Raw genomic sequence first — 23100 nt, forward strand, 5'->3', positions numbered from 1 at the left:
CTGCAAGATTTCATTGCGGTTTCTTTGGGCTAGTTGATCTTCACCTGGTAGATGACGTAGCCGGTCTGCCCCGGGGTCAGGGTGCCTCCCCCGCCGGTGGGGAAGGTGTTGGAGCTGCCGGTACCGAAGTTGTAGTACATGGTGGTGGTGCTGCCGCTGGTCGTGGTCTTGCCGTAGGCGATGTTGGCCTGCCCGGTGCCGGTCGTCGAGAGGGAGACCTCGGTGCCGGTGGTGGCGGTCCCGATCTTGGCCATCGCGAAGACGTTGCCGGTCCCGGTGCCGTAGCTCGACCCGGTGACCAGCGTCGAGTAGGTCGGGGTCACGTCGGTCGCGTAGACCGCCTGCGAGTTGCCGGTGCCGTCGTCGCTAAGCACGGCCAGGTACTCCAGCACGTCGCCCGGGTTACCGGTGACCCCGGTCCCGTAGTAGGTGTTGGAGGTGGCGTTGAAGGTGACCGCCAGGCTGTTGCTCCCGGTCATCGCGGGGTGGGTGACGTTACGGACGTACTTGCTGATGGAGATCCTCCCCAGGTGCCCGTTGGTCTGGGCGATCGGGAAGTTGGCGGCTGTGGCGCCGGTCATGGTGGCGGTCAGCTGGGTGTACCAGGTCCCCACCGTGTTGGCGCTGGCGACCGGGATGGTCCCCTGGGTCACCGTCACGCTGACCGGCTTGGACTCCACGATCTGCCACCCGATGGTGGGGGTGAAGCTGACGGGGGAGGAGCCGTTGTTCTTGAGGGTGATGCTGCCGTTGGGGACCGCCGTGTTGGTGGAGGTGGCCGGGACGCTCGGGTCGCTCACCGCGGTGACGGTAAGCGGGCCGTAGAAGGTGGTGCCGTCGGAGACCCAGACGGTGTCGTTGACGGTCAGGCCGTTGATGGTGGCGGCGTCGGGGAGGGTGTGGGTGCCGCCGTTGTCGCCCGAGCCGGCGATGCCGCCGTCGGCGGGGACGGCGATGGTGATGGATGCCCCGACGGCGATGTTCTGGGCCACGCCGAGGATGGAGCCGTTGCCGTTGGGGTCGAAGGTGGTGGCCCCCAGGTAGACGCTTCCCGGGGCCGCGGTGGGGGAGGTCCCGGAGACCGAGATGTTGCTGGGCGCCACGCAGTTGTTGGCGGTCACCGTGCAGTCGGCGATCCCGAGGGCGATGTTCCCGGGACCGTTGGAGTTGGTCCTCACCGTGAAGGTGTAACCGGTGGTGGCGCCGGTGCCGTCGGTGGTGCCGGGGGTGGTGGCGATGGAGACGATGGTCGGGGTGGCGGCCACCGTGTTGACCGTCACGTCCACCGACGAGCTGACCGCCGGTTGGCCGTTCCCCTTGGCGTCGGCGTAGTTGACGGTGATGGTGTTCCTGACGATGGCGTTGCCGGCGGTGCCGGGAAGTGCCGCCTCGGCCTGGCCGGCGGCCAGCGCCGAGCCAACTACCAGGGCCGCGAGCGCCGCGACCCATCCCTTACCCGGGAGCTTCCATGACTGCTGCAGTTTCATTGATCTTCCTCCTTGTGACGTGAGCGGTTAACGGAACCGAATTCCTCATGCAAAAAACAAAAAAAAGCCCGACTTTCACAGGAGTCGGGCGTGTTGCTTCCTGGCCATTTCGCGGGGTGGCCAAGTGCCTAGCTCCTGATGCTCTTCGGTAACCCGGCTATCCACCCGTGTGGACCCGTGGCTTTGCGTCACCGGATTGCTCCGGCTTTGCCTTTATCGGAGTTAGGTATGTGGTCGTTATGCTTGGGTTTTATGTCACCCGCGGCAGCCGGGACACGGCTTGCGGGCTCTGTTTTTCCTCCTCGTCGGCGGCTGGCCTGTCCGAAGTCGATTTCTATCAGTTTCTAATGATATTTTGGTATCACTCGCCTGGACGATCATTTTTTGACGCAATTTCCGGCATTTGGCTGCTCACCGATCCGGCCATTTGGCGGAAGAGGGTAGGGTCAGCAATTGTGGCACAATAGCAAATCTGGCAGTAAATAAAAAGGAAATTTGCACTGAAATCACTGCTTAACTCACTAAAAAAATGAGCATCTGTCAAAAAAAGATCATTGTGCTCTCATTGGTGATTTGGGAATTTCCCTTTGAAGAGAGGTCACCAAACTGTGTCAGTGCACCTTTCGTACCTGATCCAATGACTGATTTTGACCCTGACTGAGTCTTTGACGAGATAGTGTAACTGCCTGAAAAACAAGAGGTGGCAGCTTGTTGGCCGTTTTGCGGGAGAGGGGTTGCGTTTTGACGGGAAAAGATGGGCGAAAGGGAAGGGGGACTGCGCGGGGGAGGTTAACTTGGGAGATACTGCAGTGGCCCCGCAGTATCTCCCAGAGATGGGGCTAGTTCACGTTGAGGAAGACCTTGAGGGCGGAGACTTCGGCGGCGGAGAGGTCCACCCCGTTATGCCCGGTGGCGTTGGTCGGGAAGAGCGGGGTGAGCTTCCCTCCCTTGAGGGCGAGGTCGGGTCCGCTTCCCTGGGTGGAGTCGAGCGAGCCGAGGGTATGGCAGCCCGCGCAGTTAGCGTTGTAGGTGGAGGCGGCGATGGCCGGCACCGGGGTCGGGGCCGGGAGGATGGCGCCGGCCCCCTCGCTGGTGAAGCTGAAGCTGGCGGCCACGCGGTAGACCGGCTTGGCCGGATCGCTGTCGTCCTCGACGCTGGCATCGAAGGAGCCGGTGATGGCCTGGCCGGGGGCGGTCCCCAGCGAGGTGAAGGTGATGGTGCCCCCCACCGTCTTCAAAAGGGTCGACTGGTGGCCGTTGAAGAAGTAGACCGCGCCCGGGAACTGGTAGGAGGAGGCCGCGGGGTCGAGCGCATAGGAGGTGCCGGTGGCGAGCTGGCCGGGAGCCGTCACGTCGATGCGGGCCACCGTCCGGAAGTTGGGATCGGTGACCCCGGTGGCCACCGCCGCCCTCAAAACGAGGCCGAGGTTGGAGCTGGTGGCGCAGACGAAGTTGGCGTTTTCCATGCCGTAGTTATCGGTGGTGAAGAGGAAGGAGCCGGTGGCTGCCGCGGCGCTCTGCGCCGGCTGGCTCCCCGCGTTGTTGACGGCTGCCGGAGCGTTCCCGCCTCCGCCTCCGCCCCCACAAGCGGCCAACATCAGTGCCAGGGCGACTATCGCCCCTTTGGCTCCCCGTTTTCCCCATCTATCTATCGAATTGGCTGTCGGCGTTTTCATGGCCTCGCCTCCTTTTGCTTCCCTGTTGCCCTTGCTGTTACACACGAAGTGCCAGAATGATTCCTTTCCGGATAAAAGGTGGAACTGTTTGAATGGGCGCAGGAAATCGGCGGACGGGGGCGCGGTTTTGAAAGTCAGGTTCAGAAAGGGTGTGTGCAAAGTTTGAACTTGGGGCAGGGGGGGGATGTTCAGCAAGCTGTCCGCGGGGTGAACGGCGCGGGGAAGGCCGGTGCCGGCGGGGAAGAAAAACGTTGTCAGTGCAGGGTGGAAGATGGTAAGAGTTGACGCTTAGAAATTTTCCGGGGTAGCTATGGCCTTCAGGGACTTACGCGGCTTTCTCGCCGCACTCGACGCCGCCGGTGAACTTCACCGGGTCGCGGCCGAGGTGGATCCCGAGCTGGAGATCGCCGCGGTCACCGACCGCCACTGCAAGGCGCCCGGCGGCGGGCGTGCCCTCCTCTTCGAGCGGGTTCGGGGGAGCGCGGTCCCGGTGGCCACCAACCTCTTCGGCTCCGCGGCCCGGATGGCCCTGGCCCTGGGAGTCGCCGATCTGGGCGAACTGACCGGCCGGTCGGCTCCCCTTTTTGCTTCCCCCGCCCTGGCCGTCCCTCCGGTGACCGTCCCGGCCGCTCCCTGCCGCGAGGTGGTGACCGAGCGGGGAGGGCTCAGCCGCTTCCCCTTTTTAAAGAGCTGGCCCGGCGAAGCGGGCCGCTTCATCACCCTGCCGCTGGTCTTCACCAGAGACCTCGCCACCGGGGAGGTGAACTGCGGCATGTACCGGGTGCGAATCTTCGACGACGCCACCGCCGGCCTCCGCTGCAAGCCCGGCTCCGGCGGCTTTGCCCATTACCGCGGCTACGCCGAGGCCGGGGTCCCCATGCCGGTGGCCATCGCGGTCGGTGCCGATCCGGTCCTCACCCTGGCCGCCTCGCTCCCCCTGCCGGATCCCCTCGACGAGCTCTCCTTCGCCGGCTACCTGCGGGGCGAACCGGTCGAGATTACCCCTTCGCTCTTCCCGGGGCTGAGCGTCCCGGCCCGGGCTGAGCTGGTCATCGAGGGGTACCTGGAGCCGGGTGCGTTCGCCTCGGAAGGTCCTTTCGGGAACCACACCGGGAGCTATCATCCGGGCGAACGGGTACCGCTTTTGCGGGTGGAGAGGATCACCCATCGCCGGGACCCGATCCTGCAGGCGACCGTGGTGGGAGCCCCTCCCATGGAGGACTGCTGGATGGCCAGGGCCGCCGAGCGGATCCTCCTTCCCCTGGTTACCCGGCTCTGTCCCGAGGTGGTCGACGTCCGGATGCCGATGGAGGGGATCTTCCACGGCTGCGCGCTGGTGGCCATCAGGAAGACCTTTCCGGGGCAGGGGCGCAAGGTGCTGGAATCGTTGCGTGAAGGGAGCTGGCTCAGGCGCGGGAAACTCCTCGTGGTGGTCGACGCCGGGAAGGGGGAGGCAACCCTCGCCGGGCTCTTCTGGCGGGCCCTGAACGGGGTCCGCTTCCCGGACGATCTCCTGGTCGATCAGGGGCTTTTGGGGGTGGACGCCACCCGCAAGCTCCCCGCCGAAGGTGGCGACGGGGCGGCCGAGCTTCTCGCCGATCCCGCGGTCGCCCGCTTGGTGGAGCGCCGCTGGCGCGAGTACGGTTTTTAGAAACGGAGGTAGATGCCGGGATGCACGGCAAGGCTGGAGTAGAGATGACCATGTTCGACCGGGTGCGGGTCTTCCTTGAGATGATCAAGTTCGCCCACACCATTTTTGCGCTTCCCTTCGCCTTCACCGGCGCGCTCTTGGCGGCCCGCGGGCTGCCGACCCTCTCCCAGGCGGGGTGGATCGTCCTGGCCATGGTAGGGGCGCGCACCGCCGCCATGGGGCTCAACCGGGTGATCGACGCCGAGATCGACGCGAAGAATCCCCGCACCGCCACCCGCGCCATCCCGGCGGGGCTCCTCGGGAAGGGGGCGGTGATGGTCTTCATCGCCCTCTCCATCCTCCTCATGCTGTTCGCCGCCCGCATGCTGAACCCGCTCTGCCTCTACCTCTCCCCGGTGGCGCTCGGTTTCCTCTTCCTCTACTCCTACTGCAAGCGTTTCACCTCGCTCGCCCACGTGGTGCTCGGCATCTGCCTCGCCGGCGCCCCCTTGGGGGCGTGGATCGCCATCCGCGGCGAGGCGCCGGTCCCGGCCTTCATGCTCGCCTTCGCGGTCCTCTTCTGGGTCGCCGGCTTCGACATCCTCTACGCGCTGCAGGATCTCGACTTCGACCGCAGGAGCGGGCTGCACTCCATCCCGGTCCGGCTCGGCGTGAACGGCTCGCTCTGGACCGCCCGCGTTTTCCACGTCCTCTCCTGCGTGCTGTTACTGGCCCTCTACCTCACCCTGCAGCTGGGTACCTTCTTCCTGCTGGGGTGCGTCACCACCTGCGCCATGCTCCTGTATGAGCACTGGCTCCTCAGGGGGGGGAACCTCGAGAAGCTGGACGCGGCCTTCTTCAGCATGAACGGCTACATCAGCGTCACCATCCTGGTCGCCACCCTGCTCGACACCCTGACCCGGGGCGCCGCATGACCCTGTCCCGTCACTTCGCCCTGGCCATAACCGGCGCCTCCGGTGCCGTGTACGGCGTGAGGCTCGCCGAGGAGCTCTTGCGGGGCGGCCACCGGGTGAGCCTCACGATAAGCGCCGCCGGCTTCGCGGTGCTCGGCGAGGAGTGCGGGCTTAGGTGGGAAGGGGAGCCGGAAAAGGTTCGCGCCGCGCTGGACACCCATTTCGAGGGGCTCCCCGGCCGGATCGGGTACCACCCGGTGGATGACCTCTTCTCCCCCATAGCCTCCGGCTCCGCGGCTCCCGACGCCATGATCGTCGCCCCCTGTTCGATGGGGACCCTCTCGCGGATCGCCTGCGGAAACTCGGCCAACCTCCTGGAGCGGGCGGCGGACGTCATGCTCAAGGAGGGACGCCCGCTGGTGCTGGTGCCGCGGGAGACGCCGTTAAACGCCATCCACCTGGAGAACATGCTGAAGCTCTCGCGGCTGGGGGTGCGGATGATCCCGGCCATGCCCGGCTTCTACCACCATCCCGCCACCGTGGAGGAGATGGTCGACTTCGTGGTCGGCAAGGTGCTGGACGCGATCGGGATCGAGCATCGGCTCTTCAAGAGGTGGGGAGGCGGGTAGGGGACTGGCTCCCAAGGTGCCTGTCCCCCTTGCGCTGCGCCTTCAAGATGAGGGGGCAGGGCGGAGTTCGTTTCGGCCCACCCGCGTGGGCACGGGGTTCCCACCCTACTCATAATCACCCCCCGTTTGGGGGACCAAGATCGGAATCGCATGAACTTTCAAGCCATAGCGGAAAAGGTCCTGGCCGGCGGCCGGATCGACGAGGCCGAGGCGCTTCGCCTCTTTCAGCACGAAGATCTCCTCGCCCTGGGGGAGCTCGCCCAGGCGGTCAACGAGCGGCGTAACGGCCGCCGGGTCTTCTTCAACGTCAACCGCCACATCAACCACACCAACATCTGCGTGAACCGCTGCCGGTTCTGCGCCTTCTTCCGGAGCGCCGACCAGCCGGGCGCCTACCTGATGACCCTCGACGAGATCCGCAGCCGGGCCGAGGAGGCGCTCGCCCAGGGGGCGACCGAGATCCACGTGGTGGGCGGGCTCCATCCCGACCTCCCGTTCTCCTTCTACCTGGAGATGATCGCCACCATCAAGGGGGTGTCGCCGGATCTCCACGTGAAGGCCTTCACCGCGGTGGAGATCGCCTACCTCGCCAAGCTGGCCGGCCTTCCGATCCCTGAGACCCTGGAGAAGCTCAAGGAGGCGGGGCTGGGATCGCTTCCCGGCGGGGGGGCCGAGATCTTCGCCCCCGAGGTGAGAGACCAGCTCTGCCCGGAGAAGATCTCCGGCGCCGAGTGGCTCTCCATCATGGAGATGGTGCACCGGGCGGGGCTCAAGTCCAACGCCACCATGCTCTACGGCCACCTCGAGAGCCTCGCCGACCGCGTCGACCACATGCGGCAGCTGCGCGAGCTGCAGGACAAAACCGGCGGCTTCCAGGTCTTCATCCCGCTCGCCTTCCAGCCCGAGCACAGCCAGTTGAAGCTCTCCGGCTCCGGGACCACGGGGGTGGACGACCTGAGGACGCTGGCGGTCGGGCGGATCTACCTCGACAACTTCGCCAACGTCAAGGCCTACTGGGTGATGCTCGGCGAGAAGATCGCCCAGGTCTCCCTCTCCTTCGGGGTGAACGACCTGGACGGCACCGTGGTGGAGGAGCGGATCGGCCACGAGGCGGGGGCGGACTCGCCGCAGGCGATGAGCCGCGACGCCATCGTCACCATGATCAAGAAGGCGGGGCGTATCCCGGTTGAGCGCGACACGTTGTACCGGGAGATCAGGTCGTACTGAGGAGCGGACAAGGTAATCCCTCTCCTTCCGGGAGAGGGGCCGGGGTGAGGGTGGTTCTAAAAACCTGCCCTCACCCGGCCTTCGGCCACCCTCTCCCGGGGGGAGAGGGGATGACCATACAAAGGGGGAGGGGTGAGGGGGATAAGGCTCCGGCCACCCTTCCCGATGTTCCAAGACAGAAAGGGTCGTACCCATGATCGATACCATCACCAAAAAAGTCACCGCGGGGGAGCCGATTACCCGCGAAGAGGCCCTCTGGTGCCTGACCGAAGGCGATCTCTTGGCGGTCGGCAGGCTCGCCGACTCCATCCGCCGCCGCAAGCACCCGGAGCGCCTGGTCTCCTTCGTCGTCGACCGCAACGTCAACTACACCAACGTCTGCGAGTCCAAGTGCAAGTTCTGCGCGTTCTACCGCAACCTGACCGACGACGACGCCTACCTCCTTCCCAACTCCGCGATCATCAAGAAGATCGAGGAACTGGTCGAGCAGGGGGGGACCCAGCTCCTCATGCAGGGGGGGCTTCATCCCGGCTTGGATATCGCCTACTTCGAACGGCTCTTCCGCGAAATCAAGAGCCGCTTCCCGAACCTGCAGAACCATTCGCTCTCCCCCGCCGAGATCACCCACGTCGCCGAACTGTCGGGGCTCACCATCGCCCAAGCCATCGCACGGCTCAAGGAGGCGGGGCTCGATTCGATCCCCGGCGGCGGCGCCGAGATCCTGGTGGACAGCGTACGGGCGGAGATCTCCCCCAAGAAGATCGGCTGGAAAGGGTGGGCGGCGGTCATGTCCGAGGCCGCCCGCCAGGGGCTCTCCACCACCGCCACCATGATGTTCGGCTCCAAGGAGAAGCCGGAGGACATCGTCGAGCACCTCTTCAGGGTGCGCGAGCTGCAGACCGCGGGGGGGAGCTTCACCGCCTTCATCCCCTGGACCTACCAGCCCGGCAACACCGAGCTCGGGGGGGCGACCGCCTCGGGGGTGGAGTACCTCAAGGTGCTGGCCCTCTCCCGGATCGTGCTCGACAACGTCCCCAACATCCAGGGGAGCTGGGTCACCCAGGGGGCCAAGATGGCCCAGGTGGCGCTTTTCTTCGGCGCCAACGACCTCGGCGGGACCATGCTCGAGGAGAACGTGGTGGCCGCGGCCGGTTGCTGCTTCCGGATGTCCCGCGAGGAGATGATTTCCCTCATCAGGGGAGCCGGCTTCACCCCGGTCCGGAGGACCACCCTCTACAAGGAGTTGGAGCGCTACTAGCGGCCGGATCGGGCCGCCGGCCATTTTCCGCCTCCCTTCACCTTTTGATCTCTTTACTTTGCCGACCCTAATTGGGTATAGTCGTCAAGTTTCGGCGTAACCGGCCAAGGCGGCCCAAAACCGTTTTCGCCACCCCAAGGAGTTGTCATGATCAAGCTGCGTAAAAACATCGAGGAGATGGCCGGGTACGTTCCCGGCTTCCAACCCGCCGACGCAGAGACCTATATCAAGCTGAACACCAACGAGAATCCGTACCCCCCGTCTCCCCGGGTGCTGGAGGCGATCGCCAAGGAGATGGGGGAGGGGCTTCGCCGCTACCCCGACGCCGCCAGCAAACTGGCCCGCGAGGAGGCGGGAAGGGTCTACGGCTTCGATCCCTCCTGGATCATCATGGCCAACGGATCCGACGAGGTCCTGAACAACCTGATCCGCGCCTTCGCCAACGAGGGGGAGGAGATCGCCTGCGTGCATCCCTCCTACTCCTACTACGGGACTCTGGCCGAGATCCAGGGGGCGAGGATGCGCTACTTCGGCCTTTCCCCGGAATTCGAGATCGTGGGGTTGCCGGAGAAATATGACTGCCGCCTCTTCTTCCTCACCAACCCCAACGCCCCCTTGGGCTTCACCTTCTCGCGGAGCTTCATCGAGGAGCTGGCCGGGCGGATCACCGGCGTCCTGGTGGTGGACGAGGCGTACGTCGACTTCGCCGAAGAGAATTCCCTCGACCTCGTGCGTACCCTCGATAACGTGGTGGTCACCCGCACCTTCTCGAAGAGCTACTCGCTCGCCGGGATGCGGCTCGGTCTCGCCATCGCCCGCCCCGAGGTGATCGCCGCGCTCAACAAGATCCGCGACCACTACAACATCGACCGGCTGGCCCACGTGGCCGCCGTCGCCGCGCTTGCCGACCAGGAGTACCTCAAGGGGTGCGTGGCCAAGATCAAGGAAACCCGCGCCTGGTTCACGGCGGAGCTCTTGAAAGCCGGCTACCACGTCATCCCCTCCAGCGGCAACTTCGTCTTCGCCTCCCCTCCCGACAGCGACGGAGCGAGGCTCTACCAGGGGCTTTACGACCGGAAGATCCTGGTGCGCCACTTCTCCGACCCGGTCTTAAAGCACGGGATGCGGATCACCATCGGGACCCGCGAAGAGATGGAACGGACGGTCCAGGCGATGACCGAGCTGGTGGCACGCTGAAAAAAAAGTAACAAGGGGCGGCCGAATAAATGAGCGGCCGCCCCTTGCGATGATTATGAAAATACTGTAATGTTCTTAGGCTCGCCCCGGAAACCGGGACGTTCACCGGGTAGCCCCGGAAACCTCAGCCCAGCATGCAAGTGCGGAAACGGACGGCAACTTTTGCAGACGAATAACAAGGGAATGAACAACTCCGCGGCGGCCAGCCTGGTCACCGATCAAAAGACTCTGGACCAACTGGTGGAGCGGCTTTCGCGGGAGACGGTACTTGCCTTCGACCTCGAGGCGGACTCCCTTCATCACTACACCGAGAAGGTCTGCCTGATCCAGGTCTCCTCGGCATCCGAGACAAGGCTGATCGACCCCCTCGCCCCGCTGGACGTGAGGGCGTTGGCCCCCATCTTCTCCAACCCCGCCATCAAGAAAATCTTCCACGGCGCCGATTACGACATGCGCTCCCTCTACCGGGACTTCGAGATCGAGGTGGTGAACCTGTTCGACACCATGATCGCCAGCCAGTTCCTCGGGGAGAGCGAGTTCGGCCTGGCCGCGCTCTTGAAGAAGCGGTTCGGCGTCGAGCTCGACAAGCGGTACCAGAAAGCCGACTGGAGCCGGCGTCCCCTCTCCCCGGAGATGATGGAGTACGCCATGAAGGACACCTCGCTGCTGATCGAGCTCTACCGCCAGCTCGAGGCGGAGCTCATCGCCAAGGGGAGGCTCTCCTGGGTCGAGGAGGAGTCCGAGCTGGTGGCCGGGGTCCGTTACGCCTCCCGCGACGGCGAGTTCATGTGCCTGCGCTTCAAGGGGGCCAACAAGATGAAGCCGCGCGAGCTGGCGGTCCTGGAGGAGCTCCTGAAGTTTAGGGACGAGAAGGCCCGTCTGGCCGATCTTCCCCCCTTCCGGATCTTAAGTAACGATCTCTTGCGCGAGCTGGCCGAGAAGCAGCCCCGCAACAACTTCGAGCTGGTCGGGATCCCGGCGCTGTCGTCGAAACTGATCGAGCGGCTGGGGCGCGGCCTGTTGCAGGCGGTCGCCACCGGGCTGGCGGTCCCGCAGGACAGGCTCCCCCAGGTCCAGGGGGGACGGCGGCCGATGCTCGACAAGCAGCAGGACGAGCGGGTCAAGAAGCTCAAGGTATGGCGGGAAACGAAGTCGGCCCAGCTCGGACTCGGGGTGGGGCTGGTGGCGAACAATGCGCTCTTGGAGGCGCTGGCCGATCCCTCCTCGCCGCAGCTCTCCCTCTTGAAGCGCTGGCAGAAAGAGGCCTTCGGCGACGAGCTCGCCTCGCTGATCTAGCGTACGCTTACCTACCAAACACAAAAGGCGGAACCTGTTTATGCTGGTTGCCGCCTTTTGTTTTTTAACCCCCGCCCCTTTAGGGGAGAGGGTGGCCGAAGGCCGGGTGAGGGAGGTTTTTCCCCTGCCGGAACCGCCCCCTCATCCTGACCCTCTCCCCCGATGGGGGCGAGGGGAGATCGAAAGGGGACAAGGGTGGCCGAAGGCCGGGTGAGGGAGACTTTTCGCCGGCGCCGCGACCGGGTTCAATCGGGATCGGGGGCCGGAAGCCGTGGATGATTTTGCAGCTGAAACTCTGAGGTATACGGAGGGAACTATGCCGAGCGGAGTCGTGCTGAAACTGCTGAAGACGGCGGCCACCAACATCCCGTGGAGGGCACTGGTTCAGAACGCGCCGGTGGTGGTGGAGCTGGTGGAACGGGTGCGGGAGCGGCTGGGGGCTGGGGCTTCCCACGGGCTCGCCGACGAGCTGGAGGCGATGCGGGAAGAGCAGCTGAAGCTGGCCGACGCGCTGCTGGAGAGCTCGGCGCGGGTGGCCGCGCTGGAAAAGGCCCTGGAGGTTCTCTCCGCCCGGCTCAAGCTGATGACCGCCCTGGGCGTCCTCGCGCTCATCGCCGCCGGTACCTCGCTGATCATCGTCCTCTCCCGCTGACGTCCACCCCCCTTTCCCCCTTCCTTGGAGGGAGGGGGCGAGGGGGGTGGGGGGGGGGGGGACGCATCCACTGAGGGAAACCCCGCCCCTTTCTACCCCATGTCCCCCCACTGGTACTGCAGGATTGCCAGCATGGCGAGCCCGGCGGTCTCGGTGCGGAGGATGCGCTTGCCGAGCGAGACCGGAACGAATCCGCACGACTTGGCGACGGCCACCTCCTCGGGACTCAACCCTCCCTCCGGACCGACGACCACCGCCACGCTGTCGGGAATTTCATGAACGGCTTCGAAGGCCTCCTTCAGCCGGTTTCCCTGCTCCTCCTCCCAGAGAATCAGTTTCACCGCCTGGTCCGCCCCCCGCAGCACCTCGCCGAGTTTCCCCTCGATCCGCACCGCCGGAACCGACGGCCGCCCCGATTGGCGGGCCGCTTCCTGGGCAATCTTCTGGAATCGCTCCAGTTTCGACGCCCCTCGCTCCCTGGTGAGTTTCACCACCGACCGCTCCCCTTCGAAAGCGACCACCTCGGCCACCCCGAGCTCGGTACACTTCTGCAAAATGAGCTCGAACTTGTCCCCCTTGGGGAGCCCCTGGTAGAGGGTAACTTTTATTGCATTATCCCCCTCATGAAAATGCTCCCGTGTGCCGATACGTATTATCAGCTCCTTGGCGGCGACCTCCTCGATGGCTCCGAAGAGCCGGGAACCGTCGTGGGAGGTGAGGGCGACCTCGTCGCCGGCCTTGAGCCTCAGCACCCGGGCCATGTGCCGGTAGAGTTCCCCGGTGACGGTGACCAGGTCGCCGTTTACCGCGTGGTCTCCCAGGAAGAAGGTGCGCACCTCAGGCCGCCTTCCTCATGGTGATGCAGCTCCATTCGGCATCATGAGTGATCTCGACGAGGGCGAGGCCGGGGAAGCCGTCGACGACCAGCTGCTCCTTCTCGGTCAGGATGCCGGAGAGGATCAGCCAGCCGCCGGGGGCGACCCGGGCGGTCAGTTGCGCGGAGAGCCGTACCAGCTCCTCGGCCAGGATGTTGGCCACCACCACGCCGAAGTCGCCGGGGATGCGGTCAAGCGGGGTGGTCGAGGCCTCCACCACGGTCACCTCGTTGAGCTCCAGGTTTTCCTCGGTCACCCGCACGGCCTCCGGGTCGATGTCGACCGCGACGATCTCGGTGGCTCCCATGAGAGCCCCGGCGATGGAGAGGACCCCCGAGCCGGTTCCGACGTCCAGAAGGCGCGCCGGGAGCCGGCCGGCCAGCGCGTCGAAGCAGATCCGTTCCATGGACTCGAGGCACATCCGGGTGGTCGGGTGGGCGCCGGTGCCGAACGCCATGCCGGGATCGATCTTGATCACCAGGTCGCCCGGTTGCTCCTGGTACTCCTCCCAGGTCGGCTTGATCACCATCCGCTGCCCGATCCTGACCGGCTTGAAATGCTCTTTCCAGTTGTTGGCCCAGTCCTCGTTGCGGACCACGTTGACCACCGGTGCCCGGTAGACGAAGCCGGCGAAGGAGGGGCCGTTGGTTCTCAGGTACTCCTCGACCCGGATGCGGACCTCTTCGAGGCCGGCGTCCGCGGGGAGGTACCCCTTGACGCTCTTAATGGGAGTATCCTCGACGGTGTCGAGGGAAAAGGTGTCCAGATGAAGGTTGTCGATGCCGACGCCGTTGCCGGTCAGTTCCACCAGGAAGTCCGCCAGGGAATCGACCATCTCGGCCGGTACCTCGCAGACGATTTCCGCCCAATCGGTTTGCATAAGTGCTCGTTGCTCCTAAAGGTTGATGAGGATTTGCAGCGGATCAAGGTACCAGAAAACCGAGTCGAGCGCCAATGAAAACCGTGAGCGGGGGGCACGCCGGGGGACACGAAAGGACCGGGAAAGATAAAATCAAACTTTGTTTTTCCTACAGAACATTTTCCAATTAAATTTTAGTTTTGCAGTATTGTTAAAAACATGGTATATATCTAATGAGTGACTGCGGCTGACGCCAAAGTTGCGCGGAATTGCTAGGTTTTTTGGGAAAAATTACCAATGAGACATGTATACCTCCTGTCGGACGCCACCGGTGAAACAGTTGAAAGGGTGGCCCGCGCCGCCCTTACCCAGTTCAAGGACGTGGACGTCCGCCTGCACAAGGTGGGGCAGATCAGGAACGAGGAGGACATCCTCCGCGCCCTGGACGAGGTAACAGCCGCGCCGGGGATCGTCTTCTACACCCTGGTCAACTCCGAGCTGGCCCAGTTCGTCAAGGACCAGGCGGAGGCCCGGCAGATCGAGGCGGTGGACCTGATCACCCCGCTCTTATTCAAGCTGGCCGACTTCCTGAAGATGCGTCCTCAGAAGCTTCCCGGCCTGCAGTACGAGATGAACTCCGACTACTACCGCCGGATGGAGGCGGTGGATTTCACGGTCAAGCAGGACGACGGCCAGGAGCCGCGCAACCTGCACAAGGCGGACATCGTGCTGGTCGGGGTTTCCCGATCGTCGAAGACACCGCTCTCCATGTACCTGGCCCACAAGGGGTACAAGGTGGCCAACGTCCCCATCGTTCCGGGGATCGACCCGCCGCCGGAACTGGAGAAAGTCGAGCCGGGGCGCGTGGTGGGACTGATCATCTCGACCCAGCGGCTGGTGGATATCAGGAGCGCGCGGCTCAGGAACCTCAGGCAGAGTCCCAAGGGGAGCTACGCGGCCTACGAGCAGGTGGAAGAGGAGCTGGCCCACTGCCGCCGCTTCTACCGCTCGCACCCCTCCTGGCTGGTCATTGACGTTACCAACAAATCCGTTGAGGAGTCGGCGGCAGAGATCCTCAGCAGGCTTCACGGTGAATTACGGCACGATTAGACAGCGTACATATTAACAGAGAGAGGAAAACACAATGAGAATCCTGGTGGTTGAAGACGAGAAGAAGGTGGCGAGCTTCATCAAGCGTGGTCTTGAAGAGGAGCAGTACGAGGTCCACACTGCGGCCGACGGGGAAGAGGGGCTGAAGCTCGCCCTCGAGAAACAGTTCGACCTGATCGTTTTGGACTGGATGCTCCCGAAAAAGGACGGTCTCTCCGTCTTGAAGGAGCTCAGGGAGAGGAAAAACGTCACCCCGATCCTGATGCTGACCGCCAAGGATTCCGTCGAAGACATCGTCGCCGGCCTGGACTCCGGCTCGGACGACTACCTCACCAAGCCGTTCGCCTTCGCCGAGCTTTTGGCCAGGGTCCGGGCCCTGATGAGAAGAAGCGAGCTCGACCGCGGCGCCGAGATCCGTTTCGCCGATCTCCGTCTCGACCCGGTCACCCACAAGGTCTGGAGAAAGGACAAGGAGATCGATCTGACCGCCAAGGAGTACGGCCTGCTCGAGTACTTCATGCGCAACCCGCACCAGGTGCTCACCCGTACCATGATCGCCGAGCACGTCTGGGATTACACCTTCGACAGCTTCACCAACATCATCGACGTCTACGTGAACTACCTGCGTAAGAAGATCGATCGCGAAGCCGACAAGAAGCTCATCCACACCGTCCGCGGCGTAGGCTACATCCTCAAAGAAGAGGAGTAATCGGAAACTCGCCCCCCTCCCCTTCAAGGGGAGGTCAGGCAACACCTCACGACGCCTCCGGCTCATCCCCGGAGGCGTCTTTTTTTGCCCACTCCTTCCCATCTCTCTCGATCCCCTGCAAGGGGAGGGTAGGAGGGAGGGCGGGGTGACGCCACAAACTCAGCCGTGACTGAGCCCCCCGCTTCGCCCCCACTCCCTTGACAAACAAAGGAGCCGGTATTAGCTTAACGCTACCAAAACCCAGGAGGTAGCCATGCGGGCAACGTTTCAGGCGATTCTTTTGACACTCACCCTGCTTTTCTCCTCACTCTCTGCCACGGGAGCATGGGGCTCGGCAGTGAGTCCCGACTTCGTGAAACTGGCCAAGCAACTCAAACCCACCGTCGTCAATATCAGCACCTCCAAAACCGTCACCGTACAGAAGCGGCACCTGTATGGGAACGACCCCTTCCAGGAATACTTCGAGAAGTTCTTCGATACACCCCGTCAGCATCCCCACAAGCAGCAGAATCTCGGCTCCGGTTTCATCATCAGCGATGACGGCTATATCCTTACCAACAACCATGTCGTTGCCGGCGCCAACGAGATCAAGGTCAAGCTCTCCGACGGCCGCGAATTCAAGGGAGAGATCAAGGGGCGCGATGAAAAGCTCGACCTCGCCCTCGTCAAGATCGACGCCAAGGGGCATCTTCCGGCGGCTCCCCTCGGCGACAGCGACAAGGCCGAAGTAGGCGAGTGGGTGATGGCCATCGGCAACCCCTTCGGCCTGGCCCAGACGGTGACCGCCGGGATCATCAGCGCCCAGGGGCGGGTGATCGGGAGCGGCCCCTACGACGACTTCATCCAGACCGACGCCTCCATCAACCCCGGAAACTCCGGCGGTCCCCTCTTCAATTCCAAGGGGGAAGTGATCGGCATCAACACCGCCATCCTCTCGGGGGGCCAGGGGATCGGCTTCGCCATCCCGGTCAACATGGCCAAGGCGATCATCGATCAGCTCAAGCAGAACGGCAAGGTGACCCGTGGCTGGCTCGGCGTTTCGGTACAGATGGTGACCGCCGACCTCGCGCAGTCCTTCGGGCTGGAGGGTGAGAAGGGGGCCTTGGTCTCCGAGGTCACCAAGGACAGCCCCGCCGACAAGGCCGGCCTGCAGGGAGGCGACATCATCCTGCAGTTCGACGGCCGGACCATCCACGAGATGAGCGAACTTCCCCGCATGGTGGCGGCCACCCCGGCCGGCAAGACCGTGAAGGTGGTCATCCTGCGTGACGGCAAGCAGAAGGAGGTCCCGGTAACCATCGAGAAGATGAAGGACGGCGACGAGGAGGACGTGGCCACCACCGGCGACAAGCTGGGGATCAAGGTGGCCGAGCTCACCCCGGAGCGGGCTCCTCAGAGCCGGGGGGAACGCGGCGTGCTGGTCGCCGAGGTGCAGCCGGACGGTCTGGCCGACCGGGCGGGGATCGTGGAGGGAGACGTGATCCGCGAGATCAACGGCCAGCGCATCACCAGCGTGAGCGACTACAGCAAGGCGATCGCCACCGTGAAGAAGGGGGGGTACCTGAAGGTGCTCCTCAAACGGGGGAACAGCTCGCTCTTCACCGCCATGAGGGTCGAATAGGGAAGGGAAGGTGAAGGCTGAAAGGAAAGGGGGCTCATCGCGGGCCCCCTTTCTTTTTTCCTTGCCGCAGGTGTCTATGGGCAGGGGTTGGTTATGTACCCTCGCCCCCTTGGGGGAGAGGGGGGGCGAAGGCCGGGTGTGGGAGAATTATGGCATTCTACCCTCGAAGGCATCCCTCACCTCCTGGCGCAGGGCCTGCTCATCGCCAAGGTGGCGGGGCGAGAAGTGGAAGGGGAAGACCCGGGCGGCACCCGCCTCGCGGGCGAGCGATCCCGCCTGGCGGCCGGTCAGGTGCGCCCGCTCGGCTGCCCGCGCGTGATCCGCGTCGAGAAAGACCGCCTCGATGAAGAAGTAATCGGCTCCCCAGGCAAGGCGCACAATCCGCTCCCGGTTTTGCGGCGTGTAGGCGGTGTCGGTGACATAGGCGATCCTCTCGCCCGGCACCACGGTCAGCACCCGCTCCTTGAGCTCCCGAAGGGTCATGAGCCGTTCGCCGCCGTCCCGGACCGGTACCGCGACGTTCGTCTCGTCGGGCTCCCCGGTCAGTACCGCCCGCTTCACGAGGGAGAGCCAGGGGCCGACCGGCGCGCCGAGCTCCTCCAGCTTGTTCTTCATGAAGTTCACGTGGAGCATCTCCTCGAAGGCAAAGGCGAGGCACGGTATGCTGTGCTCGAGAAACGCCACCCTCACCCGGAGATTCTCCTCCTCCATGACGGTCTCCCCGCTGCGGAAAAACGACTCTTCCCCCTCACGGGCGAAGGCGGTCCGGGAGGAAAAGGAGGCCCGCAGGGTGCTCCCGTCCGGGTGCAGCTCGGTCACCGTCACGGTGAAGGTGGTGGGGTAGCTCTGGATCAGGTTCCAGCTGTAGGAGCCGAGGCGGTTCTCGACCTGGCGCAGGATGCCGGGAGGGCCGTAGACCTGGAGGGCCTTGTCGCGCCCCAAGAGAACGCGCAGCAGGCGATCGAAGCCGATGAAATGGTCGATATGGGTGTGGGAGATGAAGACGTCGCTGATCCTCAGCAGTTTGCGGTGGGAGAGGGGGGCGATGTCACCCAGGTCGAAGAGGATGGCGCGGTGGGCGAACTGGAAATCGACGTAGAGCCCAGGATCGCCGAAGGGGGGATTGACCAGGGTAGGAAGGAAATGGGGAGTCATGATGCCTCCTCCTCGGTAGCTCTGGAGGTAGCGGTTGCGGTGGGAGAAGAGCCGGGAAAGCGGGGTGAGCCGGCCTCCGGCTTACGGTTTCCCCTCCCCGTGGAGCCTCTTGAGGAGCCACGCCATGTTTTTCCCGAGGGTCTCCATGGTGGCGACCCCCTCGGTATCCGCGTCGACCTCGCCGATCTCGCGGCCGAAGCCGATGTTCCAGTAGCTCGAGCCCGGGACGATCATCTGGCCGATCAGGAAGAAGTGGTTGATGCTGTCGAAGGCGTGGATGGCACCGGCGCGGCGCACCGCCACCACGGCGGCGCCCACCTTGCGCTGGAACATGAAGCCGTTGGCACGCGCCACCATGCCGGAGCGGTCGATGAGCGCCTTGGTCTCGCTGGTGATGTCGGCGAAGTAGGTCGGGGAGGCGATCAGGATACCGTCGGCGGCGTCCATCTTCTCGATGGCGTCGTTGACGAAGTCGCCCTTGACTGCACAGCGCCGGTCCTGGTTGCGGAAGCAGCTGTAGCAGGCGGTGCAGCCGCGGAACGGTTTTCCCGCCAGCTCGACCAGCTCGGTCTCGATCCCCTCGTTCTCCAGTTCGGCGAATACCCTCCTCAGGAGGATCGCGGTATTCCCGTTGCTCCGTCCGCTCCCGTTGAACCCGACTACCTTCATGCCCCGCTCCTTGAAACTGGTTCTATCTTCTACGTCGACCTTTGAACCGAACTTGATGCCGTGCTTTCTGCTCGACCCTTCACTCGGCCCCCCCTTCAAGGGGAGGGGAGGGGGAGGATGGTTGTCTTACGGCTCCTTCTTCTCCTCTTCCTCGTCCTTTCTCCCGTCCTCGGTCATCAGCGTCTTGGCCAGCACGAGGAGCAGGCCGAACATGAGAAGAAATACCACGTCCTGCAGCAAGTTCCAGTAGCCCGCGGTGGAGACCGGGGCGCCGGCATGGCTCAGGTAGTCGGAAATCCAGCGGGCCACCCCGGAGGCGAGCGAGGTGACCGCTACCCCCCAGCGCCCCAGCCGCCACCCGACGACCCCCACCGGCAGGGCGTAGAAGATCAGCAGGGAGTACTCGCCGGTCAGAAAGTCGAGGACCCCGATGCCGGCTACCGCCAAAAGCCCGGTGCTGAGGGTGGAAAAAACGGGAAGTGAGGTTGGGCCCTTCGTCATGAAACCTGCTCCACCGGAGGCGCCGAAAAGGCAACGAACCGGTCGCTATTACCTGCGAAACTTCATATATAGCGGTTAACCTGTCGCCGCACAACAAAAAAGGGAATCGGAGCGTTCCGATTCCCTTTTTATGTGTACTCTCTCCACCGTGCCGTGGGCCCGGGAGCCTCACAGCGAGTTCCCTGATAGGTGGGCTCCTGTAGATCGCTTCAGGCAATTCCCGCGCAATGGGGCAGCACACCACGATCACAGACAGTCGCCCGTTCAATGATTATTCCGCAGGGGCGTTAAAGGCCATACGGTCACGGCAGAGAGAGCGTCTAGTGGCTGTATTCTATCTTTGGCCAAGACAGAAATCAAGACGTTTTCTCTTATTTCTCGCGGGGTTTGACATAAATTTGATTGATTAAGAATGCTCTATGAGTAATACCCCGAAATGGCGGAAAACCAGGTTGCTTTTTCAGGTGATTAACGTACAATGCCGCGAACCACGGGTAAGCGGGAGGATGTATGCGTCTCAAGGATGATCAGGTCGCGCGTTTGGCTGAGAGAGTGCTGGGAGATCTCGAAAGGGGGGGGCTCATCACCGCAAAAGGGGAGCGGGGCGCGCTGCTCGCTGCCGCTCGGGCGGCCATCGCTGCCGACGTCAAGCAGGAGGAGACCCTGGAGCGGGACGCCGAGACGCTCCTGGAGCAGACCCTGAAGAGTATGGGGGGCGGCGCCGGCATCGACCGCCACAAGATGCTCAAGATGATCAAGGACCGACTGGCCAAGGAAAGAAAGATCGTCCTTTAGCCATACCCGCGGCTGCGGCCGCATCGCGAGGATGCCATGCACATCTCCGAAGACAGAATCTCCCATATCGCCCACAAGATCTTCGACAAGCTCTACCGCGACGACTTAGCCGATTTCCCCGACGAGCGGCGCGCCCTTGACTCCATCAAGGGTTCCATCGAAGCGTTCTTCTCCGCTGTGGGGCAGGTCGACCAGGTGGTCCGCGAAAAGCTCGCCTCCTACAGCCAGGCCAAGGTCCCCGGGAGCCGCGAGTGGGAGATCCTCTACCAGAAGTTCTACGCCGAGGAGCTCGCCAAAAGGAAGTGGTAACAGGGTGGTGGGTAGCCTCCCTTTTCTTTGGAGGCAGCGTCGGCGGCTGCGCGCGGCCTGGTCCAAAATCCCCCCTGTCCCCCCTTAGCAAAGGGGGACCTTGTTCCCGCCTGGCTGGTACTCTCCCCGGATGTCGGTTTGCCTTTGACTGGTCAAGGCTGTTCTGCCGTAACACGGTTCGTTGGTTTTTGCCGTATCCGCGTTCATCCGCCCAATCCGCGTCATCCGCGTTCCAATGCTTTTGAAGCGGTTCCTGTTTTTAAATCCTATCGATTTTATTGCCTTTTTGTCCCCGTCATTCCCCTCGAAATTAATTTTGCCATGGCCCCTTGATTTTTCACGGGACGCTGTTTATATTTACGGAGTTCTTAGCACTCACCACTGATGAGTGCTAAATTTTTTCTACTACGAGAGATCCCGAATCTCAATGGAAAGGAGACAAGTATGATTAGACCGCTGCAGGACCGCATCATCGTGAAGAGGGTTGAGGAGCAGACCATGACCGCCGGGGGGCTCTACATCCCGGAGACCGCCAAGGAGAAGCCGCAGCAGGGCGAGGTTGTCGCCGTCGGCAAAGGCAAGCGTGGCGAGGACGGCAAGGTTTACCCGCTCGACGTCCAGGTCGGCGACAAGGTGCTGTTCGGGAAATACGCGGGGAGCGACGTGAAGCTCGACGGCGAGGACTACCTGATCATGCGCGAGGACGACATCCTCGGCGTCATCGAGAAGTAGGTAAAGTCCGGGAGCGGGCACCCGCTCCGATCCACTCTTTCATACTTACCAATTACAGGAGGAATCTTCACATGGCAGCAAAGATCATCAAATTCGACCAGGATGCCCGCAACTGTATCCTTAAAGGGGTCAATACCCTCGCCGACGCCGTCAAAGTGACCCTCGGCCCCAAAGGCCGCAACGTCGTCATCGAGAAATCCTTCGGCGCTCCGCTCATCACCAAGGACGGCGTCACCGTCGCCAAGGAAATCGAGCTCGAGGACAAGTTCGAGAACATGGGCGCCCAGCTCGTGAAGGAAGTCGCCTCCAAGACCTCCGACGTCGCCGGTGACGGCACCACCACCGCTACCGTCTTGGCCCAGGCCATCTACCGTCAGGGCTCCAAGCTGGTCGCCGCCGGCCACAACCCGATGGAGATCAAACGCGGTCTCGATCAGGCCGTCGAGGCCCTGGTCGCCGAGCTGAAGTCCATCTCCAAGCCGATCAAGGACCACAAAGAGATCGCCCAGGTCGGCACCATCTCCGCCAACAACGACAAGACCATCGGCGACATCATCGCCCAGGCCATGGAGAAGGTCGGCAAGGAAGGGGTCATCACCGTCGAGGAAGCCAAGGCGATGGAGACCACCCTGGAGACCGTGGAAGGGATGCAGTTCGACCGCGGCTACCTCTCCCCGTACTTCGTCACCGATCCGGAGCGCATGGAAGCCAACATGGACAACGTCGCCATCCTGATCCACGACAAGAAGATCTCCAACATGAAGGACCTCCTCCCGATCCTCGAGCAGACCGCCAAGAGCGGCCGTCCGCTTTTGATCATCGCCGAGGACATCGAGGGCGAGGCGCTGGCCACCCTGGTGGTCAACAAACTCCGCGGCGTGCTGAACGTCTGCGCCGTCAAGGCCCCGGGCTTCGGCGACCGTCGTAAGGCCATGCTGGAAGACATCGCCATCCTGACCGGCGGCAAGGTGATCTCCGAGGAAGTCGGCTTCAAACTCGAGAACACCACCTACGACATGCTCGGCAGCGCCAAGAAGATCACCGTCGACAAGGACAACACCACCATCATCGACGGCAACGGCTCCGAGGCCGACATCGCCGGCCGCGTCAAGATGATCCGCGCCCAGATCGAAGAGACCACCTCCGACTACGACCGTGAGAAGCTGCAGGAGCGCCTGGCCAAGCTGGTCGGCGGCGTTGCCGTGATCAAGGTCGGTGCCGCCACCGAAGTCGAGATGAAAGAGAAGAAGGCCCGCGTGGAAGACGCCCTGCACGCCACCCGCGCCGCCGTCGACGAGGGGATCGTCCCGGGAGGCGGCGTCGCCTACCTGCGCGCCATGGTCGCCCTCGACAAGCTTGACCTCCCGACCGAGCAGCAGTTCGGCGTCAACGTGATCAAGCGCGCCATCGAGGAGCCGATCCGCCAGATCGCCCAGAACGCCGGCGTCGACGGCTCCATCGTGGTCGACAAGGTGAAAAACGGCAAGGGCGCCTTCGGCTACAACGCCGCTGACGACGTCTACGTCGACATGATCGAAGCCGGCATCATCGACCCGACCAAGGTTTCCCGTTCCGCGCTGCAAAACGCCGCCTCGGTCGCCGGTCTCATGATGACCACCGAAGCCATGATCGCCGACAAGCCGAAAGAGGAAGGCGCCATGCCGGCCATGCCGGGCGGCATGGGGGGCATGGGGGGCATGGGGGGCATGGGCGGCATGATGTAATCCGTCCCCACCGCGATGAAGTGAAAAGGGAGTCGTCCTTGGGGCCGGCTCCTTTTTTTATCCCTGTTCCCCGGT

At 63.5% G+C, this 23100-nt stretch carries 20 protein-coding genes, 1 other RNA gene, 1 pseudogene and 1 riboswitch; of the genes and pseudogenes, 14 read left to right on the top strand and 8 right to left on the bottom strand.

Features of this window, described 5'->3' with window-relative positions; translation table 11 throughout:
- Nucleotides 1–29: 29 nt before the first annotated feature.
- Nucleotides 30–1487, bottom strand: a complete 1458-nt coding sequence (locus tag ACYVL5_RS17720; RefSeq protein ID WP_460596906.1) for a hypothetical protein — start codon at nucleotides 1485–1487, stop codon at nucleotides 30–32.
- A gap of 144 nt (nucleotides 1488–1631) precedes the next feature.
- Nucleotides 1632–1709: riboswitch (cyclic di-GMP riboswitch) on the bottom strand.
- A 617-nt stretch (nucleotides 1710–2326) separates the two neighbouring features.
- Nucleotides 2327–3163, bottom strand: a complete 837-nt coding sequence (locus ACYVL5_RS17725) for a c-type cytochrome (RefSeq protein ID WP_460596907.1) — start codon at nucleotides 3161–3163, stop codon at nucleotides 2327–2329.
- Nucleotides 3164–3473: 310 nt separating this feature from the next.
- On the opposite strand from ACYVL5_RS17725, the gene ACYVL5_RS17730 reads away from it, so the two are divergent.
- The 8 genes from ACYVL5_RS17730 to ACYVL5_RS17765 all read left to right on the top strand — a co-directional run bounded on the left by ACYVL5_RS17730 (nucleotide 3474) and on the right by ACYVL5_RS17765 (nucleotide 11966).
- The gene (locus tag ACYVL5_RS17730) at nucleotides 3474–4814 is read left to right on the top strand and encodes a UbiD family decarboxylase (RefSeq protein WP_460596908.1); all 1341 of its coding nucleotides are present in this window, start codon (nucleotides 3474–3476) and stop codon (nucleotides 4812–4814) included.
- 44 nt (nucleotides 4815–4858) lie between these two features.
- The gene (locus ACYVL5_RS17735) at nucleotides 4859–5728 is read left to right on the top strand and encodes a UbiA-like polyprenyltransferase (protein WP_460596909.1); all 870 of its coding nucleotides are present in this window, start codon (nucleotides 4859–4861) and stop codon (nucleotides 5726–5728) included.
- Nucleotides 5725–6336 carry a UbiX family flavin prenyltransferase gene (locus ACYVL5_RS17740; protein ID WP_460596910.1) on the top strand — a complete coding sequence of 204 codons (612 nt, stop codon included), beginning with the start codon at nucleotides 5725–5727 and terminating at the stop codon, nucleotides 6334–6336. The genes ACYVL5_RS17735 and ACYVL5_RS17740 overlap by 4 nt, the downstream gene beginning before the upstream one ends.
- 150 nt (nucleotides 6337–6486) lie before the next feature.
- Complete coding sequence (mqnE, locus tag ACYVL5_RS17745) at nucleotides 6487–7563, top strand: aminofutalosine synthase MqnE (RefSeq protein WP_460596911.1); 1077 nt, start codon at nucleotides 6487–6489, stop codon at nucleotides 7561–7563.
- Between the two features lie 193 nt (nucleotides 7564–7756).
- Entirely contained in the window at nucleotides 7757–8821 is a 1065-nt protein-coding gene (gene mqnC, locus ACYVL5_RS17750; RefSeq protein WP_460596912.1) for a radical SAM protein, read from the top strand.
- 147 nt (nucleotides 8822–8968) lie between these two features.
- Nucleotides 8969–10018 (top strand): pyridoxal phosphate-dependent aminotransferase, encoded by a 1050-nt coding sequence (hisC, locus tag ACYVL5_RS17755; RefSeq protein ID WP_460596913.1) that lies wholly within the window; start codon nucleotides 8969–8971, stop codon nucleotides 10016–10018.
- 183 nt (nucleotides 10019–10201) lie between these two features.
- Complete coding sequence (locus ACYVL5_RS17760; RefSeq protein WP_460596938.1) at nucleotides 10202–11314, top strand: ribonuclease D; 1113 nt, start codon at nucleotides 10202–10204, stop codon at nucleotides 11312–11314.
- A 316-nt stretch (nucleotides 11315–11630) separates the two neighbouring features.
- Complete coding sequence (locus ACYVL5_RS17765) at nucleotides 11631–11966, top strand: hypothetical protein (protein ID WP_460596914.1); 336 nt, start codon at nucleotides 11631–11633, stop codon at nucleotides 11964–11966.
- A gap of 92 nt (nucleotides 11967–12058) precedes the next feature.
- On the opposite strand, the gene ACYVL5_RS17770 is transcribed toward ACYVL5_RS17765, so the two are convergent.
- Nucleotides 12059–12802 carry an RsmE family RNA methyltransferase gene (locus ACYVL5_RS17770; RefSeq protein ID WP_460596915.1) on the bottom strand — a complete coding sequence of 248 codons (744 nt, stop codon included), beginning with the start codon at nucleotides 12800–12802 and terminating at the stop codon, nucleotides 12059–12061.
- Between the two features lies 1 nt (nucleotide 12803).
- Nucleotides 12804–13721 (bottom strand): 50S ribosomal protein L11 methyltransferase, encoded by a 918-nt coding sequence (prmA, locus tag ACYVL5_RS17775; RefSeq protein ID WP_460596916.1) that lies wholly within the window; start codon nucleotides 13719–13721, stop codon nucleotides 12804–12806.
- Nucleotides 13722–13997: 276 nt separating this feature from the next.
- Here prmA and ACYVL5_RS17780 point away from each other — a divergent pair, with 276 nt between their 5' ends.
- The 3 genes from ACYVL5_RS17780 to ACYVL5_RS17790 all read left to right on the top strand — a co-directional run bounded on the left by ACYVL5_RS17780 (nucleotide 13998) and on the right by ACYVL5_RS17790 (nucleotide 17140).
- Entirely contained in the window at nucleotides 13998–14810 is an 813-nt protein-coding gene (locus tag ACYVL5_RS17780; RefSeq protein WP_460596917.1) for a pyruvate, water dikinase regulatory protein, read from the top strand.
- Nucleotides 14811–14844: 34 nt separating this feature from the next.
- Nucleotides 14845–15519: a response regulator transcription factor gene (locus tag ACYVL5_RS17785; RefSeq protein WP_250677006.1), complete on the top strand. Its 675-nt coding sequence runs from the start codon at nucleotides 14845–14847 to the stop codon at nucleotides 15517–15519.
- A gap of 253 nt (nucleotides 15520–15772) precedes the next feature.
- The gene (locus tag ACYVL5_RS17790) at nucleotides 15773–17140 is read left to right on the top strand and encodes a DegQ family serine endoprotease (protein ID WP_460596918.1); all 1368 of its coding nucleotides are present in this window, start codon (nucleotides 15773–15775) and stop codon (nucleotides 17138–17140) included.
- 147 nt (nucleotides 17141–17287) lie between these two features.
- Here the strand turns inward: ACYVL5_RS17790 and ACYVL5_RS17795 are convergent, their stop codons facing one another.
- The 4 genes from ACYVL5_RS17795 to ssrS form a co-directional block, all read right to left on the bottom strand.
- Nucleotides 17288–18295: a ribonuclease Z gene (locus tag ACYVL5_RS17795; RefSeq protein ID WP_460596919.1), complete on the bottom strand. Its 1008-nt coding sequence runs from the start codon at nucleotides 18293–18295 to the stop codon at nucleotides 17288–17290.
- Between the two features lie 81 nt (nucleotides 18296–18376).
- Nucleotides 18377–18964 carry a flavodoxin family protein gene (locus tag ACYVL5_RS17800; RefSeq protein WP_460596920.1) on the bottom strand — a complete coding sequence of 196 codons (588 nt, stop codon included), beginning with the start codon at nucleotides 18962–18964 and terminating at the stop codon, nucleotides 18377–18379.
- Between the two features lie 126 nt (nucleotides 18965–19090).
- Nucleotides 19091–19465 (bottom strand): hypothetical protein, encoded by a 375-nt coding sequence (locus ACYVL5_RS17805; protein ID WP_460596921.1) that lies wholly within the window; start codon nucleotides 19463–19465, stop codon nucleotides 19091–19093.
- A gap of 136 nt (nucleotides 19466–19601) precedes the next feature.
- A non-coding RNA gene (ssrS, locus tag ACYVL5_RS17810) (6S RNA) lies at nucleotides 19602–19782 on the bottom strand.
- 193 nt (nucleotides 19783–19975) lie between these two features.
- On the opposite strand from ssrS, the pseudogene ACYVL5_RS17815 reads away from it, so the two are divergent.
- From ACYVL5_RS17815 to groL, 3 genes and pseudogenes are all read left to right on the top strand, one after another.
- Nucleotides 19976–20569, top strand: a pseudogene (locus tag ACYVL5_RS17815) (DUF507 family protein).
- A 444-nt stretch (nucleotides 20570–21013) separates the two neighbouring features.
- A complete protein-coding gene (gene groES / locus ACYVL5_RS17820; protein WP_460596922.1) occupies nucleotides 21014–21301 on the top strand; it encodes a co-chaperone GroES in 288 nt (95 codons plus the stop codon).
- 71 nt (nucleotides 21302–21372) lie between these two features.
- Nucleotides 21373–23025, top strand: a complete 1653-nt coding sequence (groL, locus tag ACYVL5_RS17825) for a chaperonin GroEL (RefSeq protein WP_460596923.1) — start codon at nucleotides 21373–21375, stop codon at nucleotides 23023–23025.
- Nucleotides 23026–23100: the final 75 nt, after the last annotated feature.

The organism is Geomonas sp. Red276 (assembly GCF_054784495.1).